Below are 23,814 nucleotides of genomic sequence, written 5' to 3' on the forward strand. Positions count from 1 at the left end.
AGGCCTCCAGCTTCAATTTTACCCCCCCATCCCCTATTCTATGCGCTACCTTTGGGCACAGGATAATCATAATGAAACGCACAAAATCTATTCGCTATGCCGCTTTTCGTAAGAGCTGGCAGGCACGCCATTTAACGCCTGTTGCTATCGCCGTTTCGGCGGTATTTATGCTGGCTGGCTGTGAACAGAACGATGAAACGGTTTCGATGTACCAGAACGCCGATGACTGTTCGAAAGCCAATCCGGGCCAGAGTGCGCAATGTACCACCGCATTCAATGAGGCCAAAAAAGAGGCGGAACGCACCGCGCCAAAATATGCCACCCGTGAAGATTGTGTCGCTGAATTTGGCGAAAACCAGTGTCAGCAGACACCGGCTCAGGCAGGCGTGGGCACCACCAATGCGGAATCACAGCAGAGCGGCGGCAGCTTCTGGATGCCACTGATGGCGGGTTACATGATGGGCCGCATGATGGGCGGTGGTTCGGGCTTTGCGCAGCAACCGCTGTTCTCTCCGAAAAATGCCCGCAGCCCGGCCAATGGTCAGTTTGTTGATGCATCGGGCCGTAACTATGGCGCTGCTACCTCTGGCAAAACCATGACTGTGCCGAAAACGGCGCTGGCACCAAAACCGGCGACCACGTCGACCATTACCCGTGGTGGCTTTGGTGAAACCGTCGCGAAGCAGAACAGCATGCAGCGCAGCAGCGCCACCGGCACCTCCAGCCGTTCAATGGGAGGCTAACGCCCCAATGGAACGCATTGCCATTTCAGAGCGCCCGGGCTGGCGCGAAAAAGCCACCGAATTCGGTTTTCGTTTTCACACCATGCATGGCGAGCCCTACTGGTGTGAAGATGCTTATTATCAGTTCACGCTGGCGCAAATTGAGCATCTGGAAGATGTTACCGCTGAGTTGCATCAGATGTGCCTGCAGGTGGTGGAAAAAGTGGTCAACAGCGAAGCGCTGCTGACTAAATTCCGCATTCCTAAGCATACCTGGGATTTCGTGCGCGATTCATGGCATCAGCGTCAGCCATCGCTGTACTCTCGTCTGGATCTCGCCTGGGATGGCAAGGATGATGTTAAACTGCTGGAGAACAATGCCGATACGCCGACCTCGCTGTATGAAGCGGCATTTTTCCAGTGGCTCTGGCTGGAAGACCAGCTTAACGCCGGTCAACTCCCCGCCGGCAGCGATCAGTTTAATAGCCTGCAGGAAAAGCTGATTGAACGCTTTGCCGCGTTACACCAGCAGCACGGCTTTAACTGGCTGCACTTCGCCTGCTGCCGCGACACCGACGAAGATCGTGGCACCGTGCAGTATCTTCAGGATTGCGCCACCGAAGCGGGTCTGCCGAGTGAATTTCTCTATATTGATGAGATTGGCCTGGGCGAAAAAGGTGAATTCACCGACGCTCATGATCAGGTGATTAGTAACCTGTTCAAGCTCTATCCGTGGGAGTTCATGCTGCGTGAAATGTTCTCTACCAAGCTGGGCGATGCTGGCGTGCGCTGGCTGGAACCGGCATGGAAAAGCATCATTTCGAACAAAGCTCTGCTGCCGCTGCTGTGGGAGATGTTCCCAAATCATCCTAACCTGCTGCCCGCCTGGTTCGCAGAAGATGACGTGCCACACATGGAAAAATATGTGGTGAAGCCACTGTTTTCACGTGAAGGCGCTAACATCCGGATCGTGGAAAATGGTCAGGAGATTGCCCGCGTTGATGGGCCGTACGGCGAAGAAGGAATGATCGTCCAGCAGTTCCATCCGCTGCCAAAATTTGGCGACAGTTATACGCTGATTGGAAGCTGGCTGATCGACGATCAACCGGCCGGAATCGGCCTGCGTGAAGATCGTGACCTGATCACTCAGGATCTTTCCCGTTTCTATCCGCACGCCTTTATCGGTTAACGCACCGCGATAATAACAGGCCAGCTTCTGGCCTGTTTTCTCTCCGCTTCGCCCTAACCTACCTGAACCGACAACATGCTGATGGCACCCATCTCCATGCCATCAACCGGAATGCTGATTGTCTCATCCGGCTGACGTGCGCCCAGTACATAGAGCAGCGGCAGATAGTGCTCAGGTGTTGGGTTAGAAAGCGCCGCGCCAGGATGGTCCATAAAATTAACCAGCGGATGAGAAGCGGCATCGCTCTGCACCGCCAGGTTATCGCGGACAAACTGCTCAAAACTGCTGGCCCACGGATAGACTTCGCTGTTGCCATCCCAGCGCACTTTACGCAGGTTATGCACCACGTTGCCGCTGGCGACAATCATTACGCCCTGATCGCGCAGTGCTGCCAGTTTCTGGCCCATCTCAAAGTGCCATGCCGCAGGTCTGGTGCCGTCAATACTGAGCTGTACCACCGGAATATCGGCATCCGGGTACATCTTAATCAGGACACCCCAGGAGCCATGGTCCAGTCCCCAATCCTGATCCAGCTTCACCTCGACGGGCGCTAACTGCTCTGCCAGCTGCCGAGCCAGTTCAGGCGATCCCGGTGCCGGATAGCGCGTATCAAACAGCGCCTGTGGGAAGCCACCAAAATCATGAATGGTCTTCGGCTGTGCCATTGCCGTCACGGCGGTGCCACGCGTATACCAGTGCGCCGAAACCGCAATAATTGCGCGTGGACGTGGCAGCGTATCGCCTGCGTGACGCCACGCGGCGGTATAGCGGTTCTCTTCAAGGGCATTCATCGGGCTGCCATGGCCTAAAAACAGGGCTGGCATGCGTAACAGGCTCATTCGTCATCTCCGGGATCCGGTTGTTTAATAGCCACTACGATACGCGCATTCGTCAGGTTATCACGCGGATAACCATGATGATGATCACCAGGAAATTTGAATGAAATTTGACGTATCAGATTAAAACGAATTCAGCAGGGAGAAGTGAGGAAAAGCGAGAGTTCAGCCCGCGCCATGACGGTGCGACAGGAATGAAACAGGCCCCGCTCGGGGCCTGTTTATCGCATCAAAGAGATTAGCTGGCGTAGCGCGTTTCGTGTCCGCGACGCCAGGCGATCAGATCTTCGATGGTGACTACCGGCATGTTGTGCTGACGGGCAAACGCAATCGCTTCAGGCGCATGAGCCATAGTGCCGTCGTCGTTGGTCAGTTCACACAGCACACCAGCGGGCTTAAAGCCGGCCAGCGTCACTAAATCGATAGTTGCTTCAGTATGTCCGCCACGGGTCAATACGCCGCCTTCGCTGGCACGCAACGGAAAGACATGACCAGGGCGATGCAGATCGGTAGGTTTGGCATTGTCGGCAATGGCGGCGCGGATGGTGGTGATGCGATCCTGCGCGGAGACGCCAGTGGTGACGCCTTCAGCCGCTTCAATGGTCACGGTGAAGCCGGTGCCAAAGGAGCTGGTGTTGTTTTCCACCATCATGGGCAGGTCAAGCTGCTGGCGACGCGCTTCGGTCAGGCAGAGGCAGACGATGCCGCTACCGTGACGAATAGTCAGCGCCATCTGTTCAACAGTCATGGTTTCTGCGGCGAAGATCATATCGCCTTCGTTTTCACGATTTTCATCGTCGAGTACCATCACACCGCGTCCCTCACGCAGGGCGGCGATAGCACGTTCTACACGCTGTTCAGGCGTGCCAAATTCAGAAAGTAGCGTCTGATTCATGGTAATAAAAACCTTAAAATGTATGGGTTACCAGAATCAGGGCGTGCTTAGGAGTGACGTCAAAAAGACGTGGCAATAACGTGATGCAGACACAACTGTCCGACAGATGTCGTTACCCTCTCCCATCCGGACTGTAACCGTCGGCTCCGGAATTACACCGGATCTGCTGACCTTTACCTCTCTTTTCATCGAGATAAAGCGCTCGCGGGCTTTCAGCCGAAGCTGATTTACCGCCGGTGGGGAATTGCGCCCCGCCCTGAGAATAAGCCTTTCAACTATAACGCCGATCGTTTGAGGCGGCAATCATCAATAACGCAATTGCTTTTGCATTTCCTGCGTTACCGATTTGAGGTTTATCCTTTTCATTTCTGGCATTACACTTAACACTTATTACGTTGGTAAACACGCTGACACAGCTCTCCGTAACCAGGAAATCATCATGATCGACACGAAAAAAATTGAACAACTTGCCCGTCAGGTTCACGAAGCGATGCCTAAAGGTGTTCGTGAGTTTGGTGATGATGTCGAAAAGAAAATTCGTCAGGTTCTTCAGGCGCAGCTGACCCGGATGGATCTGGTCAACCGTGAAGAGTTTGATGTGCAGACGCAGGTATTACTGCGTACGCGGGAGAAACTGGCGGCCCTGGAGCAACGTCTGGCCCAGCTGGAAAGTCAGGGGTCATCAGCGGGTACGCCTCCGACTGCAACGGTAACCGCACCGGCAACACCTGTTGCAGCGGCGACACCATCCGCTTCAGTAGCCACTTCACCTGCCGTTTCTCCGCCACCGGTTGCCGATGTCGTGAAACCTGTTCCGGACAACAAGTCAGAATAAGTGTTAAGCGGGAGCCAGGCTCCCGCTTACTTTCTGCTTTAGCTGCCGCGAATAGTTTTGATGATGTTGGTGGTGGAGATACCATCTTCGAAGTTCAGCACCTGCACGTCGCCGCCATTTGCCCACACTTCTTTGCTGCCCGCGATTTCTTCCGGCTTATAATCACCGCCTTTGACCAGCAGGTCGGGCAGAATCCCTGCGATCAGCCGCTGCGGCGTATCCTCTTCAAAGACGACTACCCAGTCGACTGCTTCAAGCGCGCCGAGCACGATCATCCGGTTTTCCTGCGGATTGACCGGACGGCTTTCACCTTTCAGACGTTTAGTGGATGCATCGCTGTTCACCGCGACAATCAGTCTATCGCCAAGCTTGCGTGCATTGGCCAGATAAGAGACATGTCCCGCGTGCAGAATGTCGAACACGCCGTTAGTCATCACCACTTTTTCGCCACGACGACGGGCCATCTCAACGGCGGCTTTTAACTGCGCTTCCGTCATGATGCCGAACCCTTGTTCCGGGCGGGCGTGAATCGCATTTTCCAGCTCAACAGTGCTGACGGTCGAGGTACCGAGTTTACCCACCACGACACCCGCCGCCGCGTTCGCCAGGAAACAGGCCTCTTCCAGCGAGTCGCCCGCAGCCAGTGCTGCCGCCAGCACGCCAATCACCGTGTCACCGGCACCAGTCACATCATAGACTTCCTGCGCCTGGGTCGGCAGATGCAGAGGCGCTTTGCCCGGCTGCAGCAGCGTCATACCGTTTTCGGAACGGGTCACCAGCAGCGCGGAGAGGTCAAAATCCGCGATCAGCTGCGTGCCGCGCGCCACGATCTCCTCTTCGTTTTTGCATTTGCCAACCACGGCTTCAAATTCGGAGAGGTTCGGCGTCAGCAGCGTTGCGCCACGATAGCGCGCAAAATCAGTGCCTTTCGGGTCGATCAATACCGGCACGCCCGCTTCGCGGGCCAGGGTAATCATGGTCTGCACGCTGGAGAGCGCGCCTTTGGCATAATCGGACAGCACCAGCGCACCCGCAGCAGCCAGTGACTCACGCATCTTCTGGTGAATCGGCTCTGGATCGACCTGTTCAAAGCCCTCTTCAAAATCGAGGCGGATCAGCTGCTGATTGCGGGAAAGTACGCGCAGTTTGGTAATGGTCGGATGGCTTTTGACCGCCACGAAGTCACAATGAACGTTGACGTCTTTGAGCGTATTACTTAACACGCGCGCCGCATCATCTTCACCGGTCAGGCCAATTAGCCGGGACGCGGCACCGAGTGCTGCAATGTTCATCGCCACGTTTGCCGCGCCGCCAGGGCGCTCTTCAACCGTGTCCACTTTCACCACCGGAACCGGGGCTTCAGGGGAGATACGGCTGGTTGGGCCATACCAGTAACGATCCAACATTACATCGCCAACAACCAGCACTGAGGCTTGGCCGAACGCGGGCAGAGTCACTTTCATTCCAGACACTCCAGACTGCATTAAAAATAGTGCGCGGATGATAGCACAGTTGCGATTTGTGCTATCAGCATCACGCCAGGATAGACGCAGGCGTTATCAGCCAGCGTTGCCAGCTGTTCAGAACCGTCTGCCGCTCCGCTGCGTAAGCCTCTGGCTCAACGTGGCCCGGCAGCGCCTGCAGGGCGCGATGATGCAGGGCGTCGCGCAGCGTGACATAAGCCTGCGTCAGCGCCTGCGCTTCATCGGCGGGCATTTTATGGTACTTCGCCATCAGCTCAAAAATGCGCACATTGTCAGACCAGCGCGTCAGCTCGGGCTGCTCAGCGGCGTAGCGTAAGACAAGATATTGGGCGATGAATTCAATATCGGTGATGCCACCCGCATCGGCCTTGATATCCCACCGACCTTTATGTTTGTTACTGAGGTGAGCACGCATCTTTTCACGCATCTCACGCACTTCGGTTTGCAGCGCGTCTGCAGGACGTGGCAGCGACAGAATCGTCTGACGAATCGCGTTGAAACGATCACCCAGCGCGGCTTCGCCAAACACCACGCGCGCCCGGACCAGCGCCTGATGCTCCCAGGTCCAGGCTTCACTACGCTGATACTCTTCAAACGCTTCAAAAGTACTGACCAGCATGCCTGCCGCGCCGGAAGGACGCAGACGCGCGTCCACTTCGTAGAGAATGCCGGAGGCGGTACGGGTACTGAAGAGATGCATAATGCGTTGAGCAAGGCGCAGATAGAACTGACGGCCATCAATGCTGCGCTCCCCTTCTGTCACTGCGTCTGCCGGACAGTCATGCAGGAAGACTAAATCGAGGTCAGAACTGTAACCCAGCTCCCAGCCGCCCAGCTTGCCATAGCCCAGTACGGCAAAACCGCGTTCATATTCATTGTTCAGGTGAGAGGGACGACCATAGCGCTGCACCATCATGTTCCACGCCTGACGTACCACAGAGTCGATGATTGCTTCAGCCAGCCAGGTGAGATGATCGCTGACTTTCATCACCGGCAGCGTGCCTGCGATGTCAGCGGCGGCAATACGCAGATGTTGCGCCTGCTTAAACTGCCGCACCGCTTCCAGCTGCTGCTCCTCATCCTCAGTGGGTATGCGCAGCAGATATTGTCGCAGCTCATCGCGATAGGCGTCAGTGGCGGTCGGCTGATAGAGCGTGGCCGGATCGAGCAGTTCATCCAGCAATAAAGGGTGACGCGCCAGCTGGCTGGCCACCATCGGTGAGGCCGCGCACAGGCGAATCAGGTGACGCAGGGCACCGTGATATTCGGTCAGCAGCTCCAGATAGGTGCTACGGGTCAGCACGCCGAGCAGCAGCGGCGTCAGACGACTCAGCGTGACCGCCGCATCTTCACGCGGGCAGACCTCGCTCAGCAGACGCGGCATCAGTTGATCCAGCGCCTGACGGCCACGCGGACCGATAGTGCGCCGGCTGATGTCCTGACGAAACGCCTCCAGCGTCTGATGCAGTGTAAGCCGCTGATCGTCACTGAGCTGCGGTACCAGCGGCGCCAGCTCATTATTCTCCAGCTGGTCCTGCCACAGCACCTGAAACTCCGCCAGCTCACGCTGATCGCCAATCTCAGGCGTATCTTCCCCAATCAGCTCGTCAAAGATTGTCCGTACCGCTGCCATCTGAGCCTCAAGCTGGGTCATCAGCGCAGGCCAGTCGGCACAATCCATCGCCCACGCCAGCCGGGCGCGATGCAGCTCATCTTCCGGCAGCGTCTGGGTCTGCTCGTCGCCCAGGCTTTGCAGCAGATTCTCCAGCCGCCGCAGGAACAGATAGGCGTCACGCAGCGTATCCACCTGTTCAGCAGGCAGCAGAGCCAGGGTTTTGATCGCCTCCAGCGTCGGCAACAGGGCACGTAACTGAAGCGAGCGCTCACGCCCGCCCCGAATCAGCTGGAACACCTGTACGATAAACTCGGTTTCACGGATGCCGCCCGCCCCCAGTTTGATATTGTTTTTCAGTCCGCGACGCCGTACCTCGCGGCTGATCATCCCTTTCATGTTACGCAGTGACTGGATCACGCTGAAGTCGATGTAGCGGCGATACACGAACGGCCGCAACATCTGCTGCAGCTCCAGGCTCCAGCGGTCGTGGTCATCGCCCATCAGGCGCGCCTTGACCATGGCGTAACGCTCCCAGTCGCGTCCCTGCTCCTGGTAGTAATCCTCCAGCGCGGCAAAACTCATCACCAGCGGACCGCTGTCGCCAAATGGCCGCAGCCGCATATCCACACGGTAGACAAAGCCATCCATGGTGGGTTGATCCAGGACTTTGATCAGCCGCTGGCCCATACGGGTAAAGAACTGAGCATTGTCGAGCTCACGCCGTCCGCCACGCGTGGTGCCGTTTTCCGGCCAGGCGAAAATAAGGTCGATGTCAGAGGAGAAATTGAGTTCGCCGCCGCCCAGCTTGCCCATGCCCAGAATCAGCAGCGGCTGTGCGTCGCCGTCGGCATTACAGGGCGTACCAAAATCACGGCAGCAATCCTGATATACCCAGTCACGCGCCCTGCTGATCAGCACTTCGGCTAAAACGCTGAGCTGGTGCAGGCTCTGTTCGGTCGTGGCGTGTTGCAGCGCCTGCATCCAGGCAATACGCACCAGCATACGGCGGCGAAACAGCCGCAGTTCGCGCATCAGGCTCGCTTCACTGTCGATGCTGCTGAGCACCTCGTTTAGCCATACAGCGTAGTGCTGCCACTCTTCAGGCTGCGGCGGCTGGTCGAGCATCATCTGCCACCAGTCGGGATGTTGTTGCAGATTTTCCAGCACAAAGTCGCTGAAAGCCAGCCCGGCGGCCTGCTCCGGGCTGAGCGAAGCCAGCGGAACCCCAAGCTGTCGGGCGGCCTCTTCGGCCTGATCGCGTAGCAACGCGGGAAGTGCTGCCAACATAACGCCCTCCTTGATGGCGGTACGAATTACCCGTTAGCGGCCAGCGCCGCTGGTGAGCCAGAATGGCTGCTGTTTCAGAGCCTGCGACGTCAGCCAGGCTAAGCCGGATGACTGCTTTTCATGAATCGCCGACAGCAGTTGCTGCCAAGGTTCCAGCCAGGCCATTACCGTTTCTGCAGGATAAGATCCGGCCAGCAAATGCACCGTAAGCAGCTGACGCGCCAGACGCGTGGCTTTGTCCTGATACTCGTTAGGTTGTTTGACCGTGACGAACGTCTCTCTCAGGTCAGCATTGACGCGACTCAGCATGATGTCGCTGAAGCGCTTAAATGAACCCTGCAGCTTGGCCTCCCCTTTGGCATCAATCCACTGACGCCACTGAGACTCAGCCAGCCAGTGGGTCAGCGCCAGCTGCGTTTCAACCGAGAGAGAAGATAAGCAGAACGTCGCCGCCTCCTGCTCTTCGTTCACCAGCATCTCTTCCAGCGTGGTCAGTTGCTGACGCAGGGCGCTGCTGGCTTTGCGTGGCACCAGCGCACCGAACAGGCTGAATGCCTGACGCAGCAGATCCAGCGCTTCGCGCACCGCATCCTGCGCCGCCGCGTTGCCGCGCAGCCAGACTTCTTCATGATATTGCCAGTGACGCAAGCCAGCCGACATCGCAGCGACCATGCCCTGCTCAACTGTCGCTTTAACGCCGGCTTTCAGCAGCGGGAAAGCCTCAATCTGGCGTGACGAATTACCCTGCGCCAGTTGATAACCGCGGGCGGCTTTGCTCAGGCTGCCCATACGCAGACCACCCAGCGCCACCAGTTGCTGTGCGAAGGCCAGCAGATCCTGGCGTTCGCCACGTTTCAGCTCCAGCTCGATCTCGCACAGCGGTTCGCTGAGATCACCTGCCGTGACCTCGCCCTGATCAAACGCCACTTCAACTTCACTGTTGCCTGTGGTGATCAGCCAGATCTCGCGCTGAAAATGGGTGGTAAACAGGGGCTGCAAGCGCGGCTGCAGCGCTGCGACATCGGTGCCCTGCGGCCAGATTTCTGCAGGCAGGCGGGCAATATCCAGCACCGGCTCGCTGAGTTCAACGTTGTATTCCGGGCGCTGATGCAGCCCGCCGAGCGTCTGGCCCGCCGCTTTCAGCGTCATTTCGTACCGCTGGTCGATGCCACGGATACGCAATCCCATATCCCAGCGTCGAAGCTGGTTGTCGTCGGTTTCGAAGTAGATGTTGGTCAGCTCGCGAGCAGCCTGATGCTGATGCGGCAGAGTGGAGAGCAGTTCAGCCAGTTTCCCGGCCGCTTGTGGAGTTGCAATGAACTTTAGTTCGATTTCGATGGTCATAATTTTTTATTCACTACGCCGCTGGCACTTAAGAGAGTTTTTCCTGCATATTTCAGGCGATTATCAGCAGGTTACTCACGCTGTCGCCTGGAGGGCAAGGGGGTATCAGGCGAAGATTAATGCACAGAAGCCGCGCTGTCTCTGCTTTCTTTGCTCTTTCGCAGACCTTTTCGCACTCTCATGAGACCAGGATAGTTCTCATTCAGATTTATGCGAGGCCTCTCCAGACTGTGCCGGTAAATTTTAGTCAGACTAAGCCAAACGAAATCGAATGAAAAAAATCACACTCGCTGGACTCACTTTGCTGGCCCTCAGCACCCTTGCACCTGCCCATGCCGACGAAAAACGCTATGTTTCTGATGAACTCTCAACCTGGGTCCGCAGCGGGCCGGGCGATCAGTTTCGCCTGCTCGGTAAGCTGAACGCCGGAGAAGAGGTGCAGCTGTTACAGACCAACAATGACACCCATTACGGCCAGATCCGTGATTCGGAAGGCCGCACTACCTGGATCCCCCTGTCGCAGCTTAGCGCGAATCCGAGCCTGCGTACCCGTGTGCCGCAGCTTGAGCAGCAGGTGAAAGATTTGACAGCCAAGCTGGATAACATCGACAACAGCTGGAACCAGCGTACCGCTGAGATGCAGAACAAAGTCGCCAGTAGCGACGGCGTGATCAACGGGCTGAAAGGCGAGAATCAGAAGCTGAAAAATGAGCTGATCGTCGCTCAGAAGAAAGTCAGCGCCGCTAACGTTCAGCTGGATGACAAGCAGCGCACCATTATCATGCAGTGGTTTATGTATGGCGGTGGCGTGCTGGGTGTTGGCCTGCTGCTGGGACTCTTACTGCCGCACATGCTGCCGCGTCGTAAGAAAAGCGACCGCTGGATGAACTGACCCCCTTCTGTCGGTCTGATCAGGGGATCACAGGATCTCCCTTTTGGCATGTCTGCAATCCGGGGAATCTGTGCAACAATAAAATGAGATGCACCGCCGATTTCTGGCGCGGGATACGCCCGGCGTGCAGGTCATTTCTTTTTCTCTGGAGTGTTGCGTGAAGACGTTTCTTGTTGGCGGTGCGGTGCGTGATGCGCTGCTGAATCTGCCGGTTACAGATAAAGATTGGGTGGTAACAGGTTCCACGCCCGAAGCCATGCTTGAGCAGGGTTATCAACAGGTCGGTCGCGATTTTCCCGTTTTCCTGCATCCCGTCAGTCGCGAAGAGTATGCGCTGGCCCGGACCGAGCGGAAAAACGGGAAAGGCTACACCGGTTTTGTCACCTGGTCTGCGCCCGACGTGACGCTGGAGCAGGACTTACAGCGCCGCGATCTGACCATCAATGCCATCGCACAGGATGAAAGCGGCGAGCTGGTTGATCCCTACAACGGCCAGCGTGATATTGCCCTGCGCCTGCTGCGTCACGTCTCGGAAGCCTTCAGTGAAGACCCGCTGCGGGTATTGCGTGTCGCGCGCTTTGCTGCGCGTTTTGCCCATCTCAACTTTCGTATTGCCCCCGAAACCCAGCAGCTGATGCAGCAGATGGCTGCAAGCGGTGAGCTGTCGAATCTCACTGCCGAACGGGTGTGGAAAGAGACAGAAAAAGCACTGGGCACCCGTAATCCGCAGGTCTACTTTCAGGTGCTGCGCGACTGCGGTGCGTTGCAGGTGCTGTTTCCTGAGCTGGATAATCTGTTTGGTATTCCTGCACCGATTAAGTGGCACCCGGAGATCGACACCGGTGTGCATACGCTGATGACGCTGGCGATGGCCGCCGCGCTCTCCGGCGAGATCGATGTGCGCTTTGCTACGCTGTTCCATGACGTCGGCAAGGCGCTGACACCGCCTGAATTGTGGCCAAGCCACCACGGTCATGGACTGGCAGGCGTTCCGCTGGTCGAGGCGCTGTGCCAGCGGCTGCGGGTGCCCAACGCAATTCGCGATCTGGCGCTGATCGTGACCGAATTTCACGACATTGTGCACACCATTGAGCGGCAATCTGCGGCGTCACTGGTAGCGCTGTTTGATCGCATCGATGCCTGGCGTAAGCCGCAGCGCGTTGAGCAGATGGCGCTGACCAGCGAAGCAGATGCGCGCGGACGTGCCGGGCTGGAGAGTATGCCTTATCCGCAGGGCGACTATCTGCGTCGTGCTTTTGCGCTGGCGCAGACGGTGCCGACCAAAGCGGTCGTCGAAGCGGGATTCAAAGGGATGGAAGTGCGAAAAGAGATGACGCGACGACGCATTGCCGCTGTCGCGCAAGGTCTGGCGATTGGGCAGCCTGACTAGCAGGCTGCCACAGGTTTACATGAAGACCATGTAAACCGCTGCCGCCACGATGAAGCGGTAAATGGCGAACGAGACAAAAGAGATGCGTTTGATCAGCTCAAGGAAGGCTTTAATCGCAATCAGCGCCACGATAAACGCCGTGACAAAGCCCACGGCGAACATCGGGAAGTCCGCCATCGTCAGGAAGCCGATGCTCTTGTACATGTCCAGTACAGTCGCACCCATCATCATTGGCACGGCCAGAATGAAGGAGAATTCTGACGCGGCATAGCGGCTCACACCCATCAGCATCCCGCCGGAGATGGTTGCTCCAGAACGTGAGAAGCCCGGCCACAGCGCTAAGCACTGGAAACAGCCAATCATAAACGCCTGACGATAGGTAATATCATCGACACCTACGGCTTTCGGCTGTTTTGGCTTGAGATACTCTGCGGCCAGCAGCAGCACCCCCCCCACGACCAGCGCGTACATCACGTTGATCGGATTGAACAGCGTTTTGATCTGATCGTGCAGCACCAGACCCACCACCACAGCCGGAACCATACCCAGCAGGATATGGATCAGCGACAGACGACCGGTGCCGACACCTTCATGTTTGACTTCGCCAAAGTGAATGCCGATCAGGCCAAACAGACGGCGCCAGAACATCACTACTACAGCCAGAATCGATCCTAACTGGATCACAACTTCAAAGGTCTCGGCTTTTTCACCTTCAAAGCCCAGCAGGTGACCCACTATAATCATGTGCCCTGTGGAAGAGACCGGTAAAAATTCGGTCAGCCCTTCCACAACGCCCAGGATTGCAGCTACCCAAAGCTGATGAATATCTGCCATCAAATGTTCCCTCTATCCGTTTCAAAACCATTAAAAAGGCGGTAGCGCGTTGCTATCGCCTGAAATCATGCCGCAATTAGCCTGAATTAAACCTTAAGCTCCGCTCCGTTTCGCCTGCTGTAACGAAACGGTCCACGCTATGACAGACAGTAATTTGGTTTGGTTTCATTGTGATGGCAATCACATCGTATTTATTTAGGAATAGTCCCGCGCTCAATTCGCACGCCAACCTGCGCCGCCTGGGCTACAGCGCCCGGTTTGCTTACCTTTATGCGTACGCCAGGCGAATTGAAACGGTTCATCAACAGATCCGCGATTTCTTCAGCTACCCGCTCAACCAGGGCAAAACGCCCCCCATTCAGATGGGTCAGAATCGCAGAGGAGACATCGGCATAGCTGAGACAATCTTTCACATCGTCGCTGCTGGCCGCCAGACGGTTATCCCAGGCCATTTCGACATCGAGCACCAGCTTCTGCTGTATACCCTGTTCCCAGTCGTAAACGCCAATGGTGGTGAACACCGTGAGTTGTTCTATAAATACGATATCCATGATGAGGGTCTCTGTTTTTGGCTAAGCCGGATACCACTTCCGGCGGATTATGCGTATTATCCACGGTTGATGAGATCAAAACGACCCTAAAGGGAACGGTACGGTGTTATGAGTGCTTTCGCGCTTGGTATGATTATTTTCGCGTATCTTTGCGGTTCCATTTCCAGTGCGATTCTGGTTTGCAAACTCGCTGGCCTGCCCGATCCCCGCACACACGGTTCCGGTAATCCGGGTGCCACCAACGTACTGCGTCTGGGCGGTAAAGCCGCTGCAGCCAGCGTATTAGTGTTTGATGTGCTGAAAGGGATGGTACCGGTCTGGCTGGCTTATCTGATGCACGTGACGCCGCTCTATCTTGGCCTGACCGCCATTGCCGCCTGTCTCGGTCATATTTATCCGGTGTTCTTTCACTTTCGCGGTGGCAAAGGCGTAGCAACGGCATTTGGCGCGATTGCGCCGATTGGCTGGGACTTAACCGGGCTGGTTACCGGCACATGGCTGCTCACGGTGCTACTCAGTGGCTATTCTTCGCTGGGGGCGATTGTCAGTGCACTGATCGCGCCATTCTATGTCTGGTGGTTCAAACCGCAGTTTACCTTTCCGGTTTCCATGCTCTCCTGTCTGATCCTGCTGCGTCATCACGATAATATTCAGCGGCTGTGGCGCGGTCAGGAAGGTAAAATCTGGAAGCGCAAAAAGAAATCTCAGCCATAAAAAAAGCCGGCAAGCCGGCTTTTTTCACATCAGATCGCGGGCAACTCCGCCAGCGGCCATCGCGGCCGCACGCTGACGCTTAACTCGCCCCGTGTTCCGCCTTTTAACCGCACCATGCCCGCATACGCGATCATTGCACCGTTGTCGGTACAGAACTCCGGGCGGGCGTAAAACACTTCGCCGCCGCGCTTTTGCATCATAATTGCCACCTGCTCGCGCAATGTGCGGTTAGCGCTGACGCCCCCGGCAATCACCAGACGCTTAAAGCCGGTCTGATCCAGCGCGCGTTTACATTTGATCGACAGCGTATCCACCACCGCATCTTCAAAGGCGCGGGCGATGTCAGCACGGGTCTGCGCATCATCAGGATTGGCGCGAATCGTATTAGCGGCAAAGGTTTTCAGGCCGGAGAAGCTGAAATCCAGGCCCGGACGATCGGTCATCGGACGCGGGAAGGTGAAACGCCCCGCCGTGCCCTGCTGCGCCATCTTCGACAACATCGGCCCGCCCGGATAATCCAGGCCGAGCAGCTTCGCCGTCTTATCAAAGGCTTCGCCCGCGGCATCATCGATCGATTCACCCAGCAATTCATATTCACCGACGCCGGTGACGCTAATCAGCTGGGTATGCCCGCCGGACACCAGCAGTGCGACAAACGGAAACTCCGGTGGATTCTCTTCCAGCATTGGTGCCAGCAGGTGCCCTTCCATATGATGAACCGGCACGGCAGGCACTTTCCATGCAAACGCCAGCGCGCGGCCAATGGTGGCGCCGACCAGTAGCGCACCGACCAGTCCGGGACCGGCAGTGTAAGCGACTGCATCAATCTGCTGCGGCTCCAGACCCGCTTCTTTCAGCGCCGCCTGAATCAGCGGCACGGTTTTACGCACGTGATCGCGTGAGGCCAGTTCCGGCACCACACCACCATAGTCGGCGTGCAGTTTTACCTGGCTGTAGAGCTGGTTAGCCAGTAATCCAGCCTCGTCATCATAGATTGCGATGCCGGTTTCATCGCACGACGTTTCAATACCCAGAATTCGCATTGCATCACCTCATTCTTGCGGCGCGCAGTTTATCACAGCAATGTGATGTGCAGCGCGGGCATCCCGCTTAAAAAGTCATTTTCTGTCGGCTAAAGAGTGCGCTATACTCCCGCCCCTGGAAAAACCGGCAGCCGCACAGGCAAACGCTCCTGTTGGTTTCAAATTATCCATGGTGCTTTACAAACCAACATGAGTTGGAGTAAAATGCTGCACCATTTTGAAATGTGCTGGCGCCGCAGTCAGCAGCAAAACCGAATTTTATCGAGGTGAGAGTTACATGCCGGTAATTAAAGTACGTGAAAACGAGCCATTTGACGTAGCACTGCGTCGCTTCAAGCGTTCATGCGAGAAAGCAGGCGTTCTGGCTGAAGTTCGTCGTCGTGAGTTCTATGAAAAACCGACTACCGAACGTAAGCGCGCTAAAGCGTCAGCAGTTAAGCGTCATGCCAAGAAACTGGCTCGCGAAAACGCACGCCGCACTCGTCTGTACTAAGTCGTTCCGGAGGTTCGCCTCCACCGCGTGATTCACGCAGACAGAGTCAAGTAAAAGGCCGTGCTTTCCGAAAGGAAGCGCGGCTTGTTGCCGTTTATGAGCTGAAAATCTGGGGCGTATGGCTGGACGAATTCCACGCGTATTTATCAACGATTTACTTGCCCGCACGGATATCGTGGATCTTATCGATGCCCGCGTTAAGCTGAAAAAGCAGGGTAAGAATTTCCATGCGTGCTGTCCTTTCCATAATGAAAAAACGCCCTCTTTCACCGTAAACGGCGAAAAGCAGTTCTATCACTGTTTCGGCTGTGGTGCACACGGCAACGCTATCGACTTTTTAATGAACTTTGATCGTCTGGAGTTTGTTGAAAGTATTGAAGAGTTAGCCACTTCCCACGGTTTAGACGTGCCTTACGAAGCAGGCAGCGGGCCCAGCCAGATGGAACGCCATCAGCGCCAGAGCCTGTATCAGCTGATGGAGAACCTGAACGGTTTTTATCAGCAGGGTCTGCAGCAATCCAGTGCGCAGCCAGCACGCGACTATCTTGATCGTCGTGGTCTGAGCGCCGACATCATCAATCATTTCGCCATAGGTTACGCGCCAGCCGGCTGGGATAATGTTCTCAAGCGTTTTGGTAAGCAATCGGAAGACCGCGAATCGTTGATGGAGGCGGGCATGCTGGTCAGCAATGACAAAGGCCGTACCTATGACCGGTTTCGCGACCGCGTCATGTTTCCGATCCGCGATAAACGTGGACGCGTCATCGGTTTTGGTGGCCGCGTACTGGGTAACGATACGCCGAAGTATCTGAACTCACCGGAAACCCCTATTTTCCATAAAGGCCGCCAGCTCTATGGCCTGTATGAAGCAGTTAAGAACCATCCTGAACCCGCCCGCCTGTTAGTGGTCGAGGGATACATGGACGTGGTTGCGCTGGCGCAGTACGGGATCGATTATGCCGTCGCGTCATTAGGCACCTCAACCACGGCTGAACACATTCAGTTGCTGTTTCGCAGTACCGACACCGTGATCTGCTGTTACGACGGCGACAGGGCGGGTCGTGAAGCGGCTTGGCGTGCGCTTGAGACCGCATTGCCTTACATGAATGATGGTCGTCAGCTACGCTTTATGTTTTTACCTGAGGGTGAAGACCCGGATACGCTGGTACGCAAAGAGGGTAAAGCCGCCTTCGAAGCGAGGATGGAGCAGGCCATGCCGCTCTCTTCGTTTTTGTTTGATAGCCTGCTGCCGCAGGTAGATCTGAGCTCACGCGACGGAAAAGCGCGTCTGAGCACGCTGGCTTTACCGCTGATTACCCAGATCCCCGGTGAGACCTTGCGTATTTATATGCGTCAGGAGTTGGGGAACAAACTGGGTATTCTTGACGACAATCAACTTGAAAAGCTGATGCCGAAGCTGGCTGCAAGTGGAACGGCGCCAGTTGCGCCACCGCTGAAACGGACCACCATGCGTGTGCTGATCGCCTTGCTGATTCAGAACCCGCAGCTGGCTACCCTGGTGCCTTCGCTTGATGGGCTGTCTGAGTCAAAAATGCCGGGTTTACCGCTATTTATTGAGTTAGTGGGTCGTTGCACTGAGAATCCTGGATTGACCACCGGACAGCTACTAGAGTTATATCGCGGAACAAATTTTAGTCAGACGCTTGAAACGCTGGCGATCTGGAACCACATGATAGTAGATGAAGAAGCCGAAGCGGTATTTCAGGACTCGCTGGCCAGCATCTACGATTCTGCTCTTGAAGAGCGTTTGGAATTTTTGATTGCGCGTGAGCGCACCCAGGGACTGAGCGCCGATGAGCGCCGTGAACTCTGGACACTCAGTCAGGCTTTTGCCAGGAAATAATTTAGCACGCTGCCCGTTCTGACGAAGGGCAGCGTGGCTGTTTTAAGGCCGGGAGCGTTAAGCCAGGCCTGTACCACCAAAATTTATACAAGCGGCTTAAGTGCCGATTACTGTTGGGCAAAGCCCACGCCGCGACGAAGGCAGCGGCAAGAATTAAACGCCTTTACTGCTATTGTTGGCTCGCTGCCGACCGACACCAATCTAATTTAACAGAAGTGTGGATACCGTCTTATGGAGCAAAACCCGCAGTCACAGCTCAAGCTTCTTGTCACCCGTGGTAAGGAGCAAGGCTATCTGACCTATGCTGAGGTCAATGACCATCTGCCGGAAGATATCGTCGACTCAGATCAGATCGAAGACATCATCCAGATGATTAACGACATGGGTATTCAGGTGGTTGAAGAAGCCCCGGATGCTGACGATCTGATGCTGAATGAAAACAGCTCCGATACTGACGAAGATGCCGCGGAAGCTGCCGCTCAGGTGTTATCCAGCGTTGAATCTGAAATCGGGCGCACCACTGACCCGGTTCGCATGTATATGCGTGAAATGGGTACCGTTGAACTGCTGACGCGCGAAGGCGAAATCGACATCGCCAAGCGTATTGAAGACGGTATCAACCAGGTTCAGTGTTCCGTAGCCGAATACCCTGAAGCGATTACTTATCTTCTGGACCAGTACGACAAAGTTGAAGCAGGTGAATCACGCCTCTCCGATCTGATCACGGGTTTCGTCGATCCTAACGCAGAAGAAGATCTGGCCCCGACGGCAACGCACGTGGGCTCCGAACTTTCTGAAGCCGATCGTAACGACGACGATGAAGAAGATGAAGAGGATGATGACAGCTCCGACGACGATAATTCTATCGACCCGGAACTGGCACGCGAGAAGTTTTCTGACCTGCGTAAGCAGTATGAAACCACCCGCGACGTGATTAAAAGCAAAGGTCGCAGTCATGCTGCTGCCGTTGCCGAAATCCAGAACCTTTCCGACGTCTTCAAGCAGTTCCGCCTGGTACCGAAGCAGTTCGATTACCTGGTAGGCAGCATGCGCACCATGATGGAACGTGTCCGTACCCAGGAACGTCTGATCATGAAGCTCTGTATTGAGCTGTGCAAAATGCCGAAGAAAAACTTCATCACGCTGTTTACCGGCAACGAAACCAATGAAAGCTGGTTCAAAGCCGCACTGGCAATGAACAAGCCGTGGTCTGAGAAGCTGCTGGAAGTGCAGGATGACGTAATGCGTTCCCTGCAGAAACTGGCACAGGTTGAAGAAGAGACCGGCCTGACTATTGAACAGGTTAAAGATATTAACCGTCGCATGTCGATCGGTGAAGCTAAAGCCCGTCGCGCCAAGAAAGAGATGGTGGAAGCGAACCTGCGTCTGGTTATTTCGATTGCCAAGAAATACACCAACCGCGGTCTGCAGTTCCTCGACCTGATTCAGGAAGGTAATATCGGCCTGATGAAAGCGGTAGATAAGTTTGAATATCGCCGTGGTTACAAGTTCTCGACCTATGCGACCTGGTGGATCCGTCAGGCTATCACCCGCTCTATCGCTGACCAGGCACGTACCATCCGTATTCCGGTGCACATGATTGAGACCATCAACAAGCTCAACCGTATTTCGCGCCAGATGCTGCAGGAGATGGGCCGCGAACCGACGCCGGAAGAGCTGGCTGAGCGTATGCTGATGCCGGAAGATAAAATCCGCAAAGTGCTGAAAATCGCTAAAGAGCCGATCTCGATGGAGACGCCGATTGGTGATGATGAAGATTCACATCTGGGCGATTTTATCGAAGACACCACGCTGGAGCTGCCGCTGGATTCTGCTACCTCAGAGAGCCTGCGTTCTGCCACCCACGATGTGCTGGCTGGCCTGACCGCGCGTGAAGCGAAAGTACTGCGCATGCGTTTCGGTATCGATATGAATACCGACCATACGCTGGAAGAAGTGGGCAAACAGTTTGACGTTACGCGTGAGCGTATTCGTCAGATTGAAGCGAAAGCCCTGCGTAAACTGCGCCATCCGAGCCGTTCGGAAGTGCTGCGTAGCTTCCTCGACGATTAAGTCCGACAAAAACCCCGGTTCGCCGGGGTTTTTTATGCCTGCCTGCTACCCGCCTCTCCCCTGCCCTGCGCAGGTTCAGCTGCTCTCCGGATGCAGTTCCAGCCAGAGCTGACGATACGCCTCAACCATTTCGTCCAGTGATGCGCGATTCAGACCACTGGGATTCGGCAACACCCACACCTGCGTTTTCCCCATACAGATCGGCTGTTTCCCCCATTCGACTTTGCTCTGCTTAAAGGCACGACGAAACGCATCTTTACCCAGAATCGCCAGCGCGGCGGGCTGATAATTCAGCACCTTTTCCATCAGCCGCTTGCCGCCGTCCCGCAGCTCATCAGGCGCTAACTCATTCGCTTGCACCGTGGGCCGCTCGACCAGCATCGTGATGCCGCAGCCGGTTTCCTCCAGGCGCTGCTCCTCTTCGGGTTTCAGCTGTTCCCGGGTGAATCCCGCCAGATGGATCACCTTCCAGAAGCGATTACCGGGATGTGCAAAGTGGAACCCCTGATGGGCCGTTGACTGGCCTGGGTTAATGCCGCAGAACAGTACATCCAGACCGGAACTGATGATGTCGCGGATAGCGTGTTCACTCATGCGGTGACCTCCAGCGTGCGCTGCTTCAGCGCTGTGCGACTGCGTTGCAGCAGCAGGCTGGCCTGCTCCGCATCCGGACAGGCTCGCGCCAGCGCCAGCGCGCCAATCATCTCTGCCATCATGCTTGAAGCAAGCGTATCCGCTTCCGTCCACCCCAGCTCACTCAGCAACTGCGTCAGGCTGGCATGCATCGTACTGAAGCCCTGAGCGAAGATCTGTCGCGTCGGTTGGGGAAGATGCGCCACTTCGCTCACCAGCGCTGCCATCGGACAGCCCTGCGCCGGTGCATTACGATGCGCCTCGGATAGATAGCTATCAATAAAGTCTGCCACCTGCTGCGCTGGCTGGGCCACGGACTCAGCGGGCTTAAAGGTATCGGCTTCAGCGAACATATGCTTTAGCACCTCCTCAACCAGCTCCTCACGTGACGCAAAATGTGCATAAAAACCGCCGTGTGTCAGCCCTACCCGCTTCATCAGCGCCGCTACACCGATTCCTTCGGTGCCGGTTTCACGCATCACACGCGCCGCCTCATCAAGGATACGCTGCCGCGTCTGTGCTTTGCTGCTCTGCTTCTCCATCTTATTTCCTTCGGTTTCTGCCCGGTAGCTTCTGGCTATTATAGTAATTATTACGGTCATCATATTCCAGCTTGACGGCAGATATGATGATCGTCATATTTATAACGATTATGACGATCATCATACGAGGAAAAAAGATGTCAAAATCAGGCACAGCATTAATCACCGGCGCATCCAGCGGTATCGGCGCGACTTATGCAAAACGGCTGGCAGCACGCGGTTATGATCTGATCCTGGTCGCCCGGGATCAGGCGCGACTCACCACCCTGGCGGACACACTGGCAAAGCTGCACGCTGTTCAGGTGACCGTGATGAAGGCTGACTTAACGCAGGAGCAGGACCTGCAGCGTGTGGAGTCGGAGCTCGCGAACAACGCACAGATTACGCTGCTGCTGAACAACGCGGGCATGAACGTTGAGGGTGAGTTTCTGGAGGCGGACATCACACGCATTAACAGCATGCTGGCGTTAAATATTCTGGCCCCAACCCGTCTGGCACAGGCGGCTGGCCGGACATTCAAAGCACGCGGTCACGGCATCATTATCAATATCGCGTCGGTGCTGTCGCTGGTGCACGAGATGTTCAATGGTGCCTACAACGCCACCAAGTCTTACGTGCTGACACTGACGCGTGCGATGCAGCGCGAACTCGCAGAGAGCGGCGTGCAGGTACAGGCGGTGTTACCCGGTGCGACCCGTACGGAGATTTTCGACCGCGCAGGCCAGTCTATCAATGAAATCCCGGCTGAAATGCTGATGGACGTTGATGAGATGGTGGACGCCGCGCTTGCCGGACTCGACAGCAAGGAGACGGTAACTATTCCGGCGCTGGAAGATCTGCAGATGTGGCACGATTACGATCGGGCGCGTGGTGCAATGGTTCCTCACCTTTCACGGGACAAATCGGCATCCCGCTATCGTCAGAAGTGAGTCAGTCTTAATTCTTTCCGCCTGAAGTACAGTTCTGTTAAAGGCACGGTAAAGCATTATCCGTGCCGTTTTGCGACTACAGCTTCAGGCGTTGCCAGATTTGTTATAGAAATCAGCAGGTAAATCACTGCTGCTTATTTCAGCAACCGATGGCGGAGTGCTGGATTGCCCTGAAGAGATACTTTATAATCCCCGCTCCGCTGGCCCCTTAGCTCAGTGGTTAGAGCAGGCGACTCATAATCGCTTGGTCGCTGGTTCAAACCCAGCAGGGGCCACCAAATTTTAGCTGTAAAATCAGCAGATTAAAGCCACCTTTCACGGTGGTTTTTTTATCCTTCAAATCTCACTTCCTTGTTTCTCTCTTCCTATAAAAATCTGAAATTTTTCTGTTAAGCCACCGACAGCTAACCCGGCAGGCCGGAAATCTGCTGATTGATGTCCGACTTCATCAGATGGAAAGTTCGGCCTTTCGCGAACTCAACAGGCGGCGTGGTGATGCCTTAGTGCGCATAGCCCAACTGGTCGGGGCCGTGCCAGGTAAGCTACGTCAGGGAGATGAAGGCTTCAGTATATTGCCGCGTCAGCCGTTTCACCTCTCCCTTTCCCTGATTAACCTCACACTCTCATATCCACTATTTTCCCTGTAAAAGACGCCACTCATGCTCACTCTGATAACCCGACGGATACCCCGGAGTCACTTTTTAACTCTGCAGAGGGTATATCAGATTATTTTCATAAACCCGCTATATTTACGGATATGAAAAAATGCAGTCAAAACGGGCCAATTGAAATCTGCACAACGTGTGCGCTGAGCTCAGATTAACAATGCTGCAGATTAATTTATTGAACAGAAGATTATGAATAGATTAGAGGTTTATCATGAAAAGTTCATCGAGTGCTGAACTCTGCTGCCGGGTAATTCGTGGAAGAACCATCATGCCGCTGGAGAAAGTTGCGTTGTATCAAGTCGAATTTGAAAATGGCAGATTTGCTGTGTTACGCATTAACAACCTCCTGTCGCTTCAGGAAGGCGATATTATTTCAAGAGTTAATGACGTGTGGTCTGCAGGATCAGATATTATTCAACTTTCACCATTCGAATTTCTCGACCAGGGTGAATCAAAGCGTTATTTCACCGAGTATGAAAGATAATGCAGAGTTATCAGCACATTGAAATACATGTTACGAAGATATTGCCTCAATGAGGGATAAGGTTAAACAGTATAACTTGCTGACGCCTGGTGATCACAACATAAAAAGACGACGGACTTTATATAACATACAATGACTTACAGTGAGGGCATAAAACTGCCTGTCCTTTATTCTTTTTAGCTACAGACTGTCTGGAAAACTTTTTACACACCGGACACTGTGTATTGGTTTCGCTGCTGTGTAGCGCGTCGAAGAGAAAGCTCAACCAGGTCATGTCGTTATCCTCTGAAATGTTGCCATCAGCGTAACACAGTGGAGGTAAATTAATTTTTTTATCTGTCGGCTATGATGTTAAAAAGGGCTAAGGTGAGGAGAAGGCAGCTGTTTATTTTTTTTAACGTTATTTAATCGCCATAAAAGAACGTCAGCCGGATAATCAGGAAAGCTACGAATAACGCAAACAGGACTATAATCAATACCATCTACACCTTTTTATC

The 23,814-nt window shown here is 55.1% G+C and carries 22 protein-coding genes, 1 tRNA gene and 1 riboswitch; of the genes, 12 read left to right on the forward strand and 11 right to left on the reverse strand.

Annotated features, from left to right (window positions below):
• Window positions 1-71 precede the first annotated feature (71 nt).
• Together ACTJKZ_RS13965 and ACTJKZ_RS13970 are read left to right on the forward strand one after the other, a co-directional pair.
• Window positions 72-743, forward strand: coding sequence for a DUF1190 family protein (locus ACTJKZ_RS13965; RefSeq protein ID WP_033733914.1), 672 nt, complete (start codon window positions 72-74; stop codon window positions 741-743).
• 7 nt (window positions 744-750) lie between these two features.
• On the forward strand, window positions 751-1,911 hold the full coding sequence (locus ACTJKZ_RS13970) for a glutathionylspermidine synthase family protein (RefSeq protein WP_161734981.1): 1,161 nt from the start codon (window positions 751-753) through the stop codon (window positions 1,909-1,911).
• 53 nt (window positions 1,912-1,964) lie between these two features.
• Here the strand turns inward: ACTJKZ_RS13970 and ygiD are convergent, their stop codons facing one another.
• Together ygiD and ribB are read right to left on the reverse strand one after the other, a co-directional pair.
• Window positions 1,965-2,750, reverse strand: coding sequence for a 4,5-DOPA dioxygenase extradiol (gene ygiD / locus ACTJKZ_RS13975; protein WP_440829738.1), 786 nt, complete (start codon window positions 2,748-2,750; stop codon window positions 1,965-1,967).
• A gap of 235 nt (window positions 2,751-2,985) precedes the next feature.
• The gene (ribB, locus tag ACTJKZ_RS13980) at window positions 2,986-3,642 is read right to left on the reverse strand and encodes a 3,4-dihydroxy-2-butanone-4-phosphate synthase (RefSeq protein WP_222924974.1); all 657 of its coding nucleotides are present in this window, start codon (window positions 3,640-3,642) and stop codon (window positions 2,986-2,988) included.
• A gap of 110 nt (window positions 3,643-3,752) precedes the next feature.
• A riboswitch (FMN riboswitch) is annotated at window positions 3,753-3,910 on the reverse strand.
• A 171-nt stretch (window positions 3,911-4,081) separates the two neighbouring features.
• Between ribB and ubiK the strand changes: the two genes are divergently transcribed.
• Window positions 4,082-4,477, forward strand: a complete 396-nt coding sequence (gene ubiK / locus ACTJKZ_RS13985) for a ubiquinone biosynthesis accessory factor UbiK (RefSeq protein WP_161734973.1) — start codon at window positions 4,082-4,084, stop codon at window positions 4,475-4,477.
• A gap of 38 nt (window positions 4,478-4,515) precedes the next feature.
• On the opposite strand, the gene hldE is transcribed toward ubiK, so the two are convergent.
• The 3 genes from hldE to ACTJKZ_RS14000 form a co-directional block, all read right to left on the reverse strand.
• Window positions 4,516-5,940: a bifunctional D-glycero-beta-D-manno-heptose-7-phosphate kinase/D-glycero-beta-D-manno-heptose 1-phosphate adenylyltransferase HldE gene (gene hldE, locus ACTJKZ_RS13990; RefSeq protein WP_161734970.1), complete on the reverse strand. Its 1,425-nt coding sequence runs from the start codon at window positions 5,938-5,940 to the stop codon at window positions 4,516-4,518.
• 70 nt (window positions 5,941-6,010) lie between these two features.
• The gene (gene glnE / locus ACTJKZ_RS13995; protein ID WP_161734967.1) at window positions 6,011-8,863 is read right to left on the reverse strand and encodes a bifunctional [glutamate--ammonia ligase]-adenylyl-L-tyrosine phosphorylase/[glutamate--ammonia-ligase] adenylyltransferase; all 2,853 of its coding nucleotides are present in this window, start codon (window positions 8,861-8,863) and stop codon (window positions 6,011-6,013) included.
• 33 nt (window positions 8,864-8,896) lie between these two features.
• Entirely contained in the window at window positions 8,897-10,207 is a 1,311-nt protein-coding gene (locus ACTJKZ_RS14000) for a CYTH domain-containing protein (RefSeq protein WP_440829739.1), read from the reverse strand.
• A 271-nt stretch (window positions 10,208-10,478) separates the two neighbouring features.
• Between ACTJKZ_RS14000 and ACTJKZ_RS14005 the strand changes: the two genes are divergently transcribed.
• The gene (locus tag ACTJKZ_RS14005) at window positions 10,479-11,099 is read left to right on the forward strand and encodes a TIGR04211 family SH3 domain-containing protein (RefSeq protein WP_008925741.1); all 621 of its coding nucleotides are present in this window, start codon (window positions 10,479-10,481) and stop codon (window positions 11,097-11,099) included.
• A 157-nt stretch (window positions 11,100-11,256) separates the two neighbouring features.
• Window positions 11,257-12,489, forward strand: coding sequence for a multifunctional CCA addition/repair protein (locus ACTJKZ_RS14010; protein ID WP_440829740.1), 1,233 nt, complete (start codon window positions 11,257-11,259; stop codon window positions 12,487-12,489).
• 15 nt (window positions 12,490-12,504) lie between these two features.
• Here the strand turns inward: ACTJKZ_RS14010 and bacA are convergent, their stop codons facing one another.
• Both bacA and folB read right to left on the reverse strand, forming a co-directional pair.
• Entirely contained in the window at window positions 12,505-13,323 is an 819-nt protein-coding gene (bacA, locus tag ACTJKZ_RS14015; RefSeq protein WP_003848438.1) for an undecaprenyl-diphosphate phosphatase, read from the reverse strand.
• Window positions 13,324-13,514: 191 nt separating this feature from the next.
• Window positions 13,515-13,874 (reverse strand): bifunctional dihydroneopterin aldolase/7,8-dihydroneopterin epimerase, encoded by a 360-nt coding sequence (folB, locus tag ACTJKZ_RS14020; RefSeq protein WP_013359068.1) that lies wholly within the window; start codon window positions 13,872-13,874, stop codon window positions 13,515-13,517.
• A 108-nt stretch (window positions 13,875-13,982) separates the two neighbouring features.
• On the opposite strand from folB, the gene plsY reads away from it, so the two are divergent.
• Window positions 13,983-14,588 (forward strand): glycerol-3-phosphate 1-O-acyltransferase PlsY, encoded by a 606-nt coding sequence (gene plsY / locus ACTJKZ_RS14025; RefSeq protein WP_098052336.1) that lies wholly within the window; start codon window positions 13,983-13,985, stop codon window positions 14,586-14,588.
• 29 nt (window positions 14,589-14,617) lie between these two features.
• On the opposite strand, the gene tsaD is transcribed toward plsY, so the two are convergent.
• Entirely contained in the window at window positions 14,618-15,631 is a 1,014-nt protein-coding gene (gene tsaD / locus ACTJKZ_RS14030; RefSeq protein ID WP_440829741.1) for a tRNA (adenosine(37)-N6)-threonylcarbamoyltransferase complex transferase subunit TsaD, read from the reverse strand.
• Between the two features lie 277 nt (window positions 15,632-15,908).
• On the opposite strand from tsaD, the gene rpsU reads away from it, so the two are divergent.
• The 3 genes from rpsU (at window position 15,909) to rpoD (ending at window position 20,061) form a co-directional block, all read left to right on the forward strand.
• The gene (rpsU, locus tag ACTJKZ_RS14035) at window positions 15,909-16,124 is read left to right on the forward strand and encodes a 30S ribosomal protein S21 (RefSeq protein ID WP_001144069.1); all 216 of its coding nucleotides are present in this window, start codon (window positions 15,909-15,911) and stop codon (window positions 16,122-16,124) included.
• A 118-nt stretch (window positions 16,125-16,242) separates the two neighbouring features.
• A complete protein-coding gene (dnaG, locus tag ACTJKZ_RS14040) occupies window positions 16,243-17,988 on the forward strand; it encodes a DNA primase (protein ID WP_161734958.1) in 1,746 nt (581 codons plus the stop codon).
• A 231-nt stretch (window positions 17,989-18,219) separates the two neighbouring features.
• Complete coding sequence (gene rpoD / locus ACTJKZ_RS14045) at window positions 18,220-20,061, forward strand: RNA polymerase sigma factor RpoD (protein WP_013359071.1); 1,842 nt, start codon at window positions 18,220-18,222, stop codon at window positions 20,059-20,061.
• A 75-nt stretch (window positions 20,062-20,136) separates the two neighbouring features.
• Here rpoD and mug read toward each other — a convergent pair whose 3' ends face one another.
• Together mug and ACTJKZ_RS14055 are read right to left on the reverse strand one after the other, a co-directional pair.
• A complete protein-coding gene (mug, locus tag ACTJKZ_RS14050; protein ID WP_161734955.1) occupies window positions 20,137-20,655 on the reverse strand; it encodes a G/U mismatch-specific DNA glycosylase in 519 nt (172 codons plus the stop codon).
• Window positions 20,652-21,236, reverse strand: a complete 585-nt coding sequence (locus tag ACTJKZ_RS14055) for a TetR/AcrR family transcriptional regulator (RefSeq protein ID WP_440829742.1) — start codon at window positions 21,234-21,236, stop codon at window positions 20,652-20,654. The genes mug and ACTJKZ_RS14055 overlap by 4 nt, the downstream gene beginning before the upstream one ends.
• A gap of 137 nt (window positions 21,237-21,373) precedes the next feature.
• Between ACTJKZ_RS14055 and ACTJKZ_RS14060 the strand changes: the two genes are divergently transcribed.
• The 3 genes from ACTJKZ_RS14060 (at window position 21,374) to ACTJKZ_RS14070 (ending at window position 23,317) form a co-directional block, all read left to right on the forward strand.
• Window positions 21,374-22,165, forward strand: coding sequence for an SDR family NAD(P)-dependent oxidoreductase (locus ACTJKZ_RS14060; RefSeq protein WP_260059297.1), 792 nt, complete (start codon window positions 21,374-21,376; stop codon window positions 22,163-22,165).
• A 202-nt stretch (window positions 22,166-22,367) separates the two neighbouring features.
• Window positions 22,368-22,443 (forward strand) — tRNA-Ile (locus ACTJKZ_RS14065).
• Between the two features lie 601 nt (window positions 22,444-23,044).
• Complete coding sequence (locus ACTJKZ_RS14070) at window positions 23,045-23,317, forward strand: hypothetical protein (RefSeq protein WP_285087537.1); 273 nt, start codon at window positions 23,045-23,047, stop codon at window positions 23,315-23,317.
• Between the two features lie 118 nt (window positions 23,318-23,435).
• On the opposite strand, the gene ACTJKZ_RS14075 is transcribed toward ACTJKZ_RS14070, so the two are convergent.
• Entirely contained in the window at window positions 23,436-23,591 is a 156-nt protein-coding gene (locus ACTJKZ_RS14075) for a YnfU family zinc-binding protein (protein ID WP_216844881.1), read from the reverse strand.
• Window positions 23,592-23,814 lie beyond the last annotated feature (223 nt).

The sequence above is a fragment of the Pantoea sp. 22096 genome, from assembly GCF_052045955.1.
GTDB classification, from domain to species: domain Bacteria; phylum Pseudomonadota; class Gammaproteobacteria; order Enterobacterales; family Enterobacteriaceae; genus Pantoea; species Pantoea alfalfae.

Excerpts from the sequence above, each read along its gene's own strand:
- ACTJKZ_RS13965 (WP_033733914.1), top strand. The coding sequence starts at position 72 with ATGAAACGCACAAAATCTATTCGCTATGCCGCTTTTCGTAAGAGCTGG.
- ACTJKZ_RS13970 (WP_161734981.1), top strand. The coding sequence starts at position 751 with ATGGAACGCATTGCCATTTCAGAGCGCCCGGGCTGGCGCGAAAAAGCC.
- ygiD (WP_440829738.1), bottom strand. The coding sequence starts at position 2,750 with ATGAGCCTGTTACGCATGCCAGCCCTGTTTTTAGGCCATGGCAGCCCG.
- ribB (WP_222924974.1), bottom strand. The coding sequence starts at position 3,642 with ATGAATCAGACGCTACTTTCTGAATTTGGCACGCCTGAACAGCGTGTA.
- ubiK (WP_161734973.1), top strand. The coding sequence starts at position 4,082 with ATGATCGACACGAAAAAAATTGAACAACTTGCCCGTCAGGTTCACGAA.
- hldE (WP_161734970.1), bottom strand. The coding sequence starts at position 5,940 with ATGAAAGTGACTCTGCCCGCGTTCGGCCAAGCCTCAGTGCTGGTTGTT.
- glnE (WP_161734967.1), bottom strand. The coding sequence starts at position 8,863 with ATGTTGGCAGCACTTCCCGCGTTGCTACGCGATCAGGCCGAAGAGGCC.
- ACTJKZ_RS14000 (WP_440829739.1), bottom strand. The coding sequence starts at position 10,207 with ATGACCATCGAAATCGAACTAAAGTTCATTGCAACTCCACAAGCGGCC.
- ACTJKZ_RS14005 (WP_008925741.1), top strand. The coding sequence starts at position 10,479 with ATGAAAAAAATCACACTCGCTGGACTCACTTTGCTGGCCCTCAGCACC.
- bacA (WP_003848438.1), bottom strand. The coding sequence starts at position 13,323 with ATGGCAGATATTCATCAGCTTTGGGTAGCTGCAATCCTGGGCGTTGTG.
- folB (WP_013359068.1), bottom strand. The coding sequence starts at position 13,874 with ATGGATATCGTATTTATAGAACAACTCACGGTGTTCACCACCATTGGC.
- plsY (WP_098052336.1), top strand. The coding sequence starts at position 13,983 with ATGAGTGCTTTCGCGCTTGGTATGATTATTTTCGCGTATCTTTGCGGT.
- tsaD (WP_440829741.1), bottom strand. The coding sequence starts at position 15,631 with ATGCGAATTCTGGGTATTGAAACGTCGTGCGATGAAACCGGCATCGCA.
- rpsU (WP_001144069.1), top strand. The coding sequence starts at position 15,909 with ATGCCGGTAATTAAAGTACGTGAAAACGAGCCATTTGACGTAGCACTG.
- dnaG (WP_161734958.1), top strand. The coding sequence starts at position 16,243 with ATGGCTGGACGAATTCCACGCGTATTTATCAACGATTTACTTGCCCGC.
- rpoD (WP_013359071.1), top strand. The coding sequence starts at position 18,220 with ATGGAGCAAAACCCGCAGTCACAGCTCAAGCTTCTTGTCACCCGTGGT.
- mug (WP_161734955.1), bottom strand. The coding sequence starts at position 20,655 with ATGAGTGAACACGCTATCCGCGACATCATCAGTTCCGGTCTGGATGTA.
- ACTJKZ_RS14055 (WP_440829742.1), bottom strand. The coding sequence starts at position 21,236 with ATGGAGAAGCAGAGCAGCAAAGCACAGACGCGGCAGCGTATCCTTGAT.
- ACTJKZ_RS14060 (WP_260059297.1), top strand. The coding sequence starts at position 21,374 with ATGTCAAAATCAGGCACAGCATTAATCACCGGCGCATCCAGCGGTATC.
- ACTJKZ_RS14070 (WP_285087537.1), top strand. The coding sequence starts at position 23,045 with ATGAAAAGTTCATCGAGTGCTGAACTCTGCTGCCGGGTAATTCGTGGA.
- ACTJKZ_RS14075 (WP_216844881.1), bottom strand. The coding sequence starts at position 23,591 with ATGACCTGGTTGAGCTTTCTCTTCGACGCGCTACACAGCAGCGAAACC.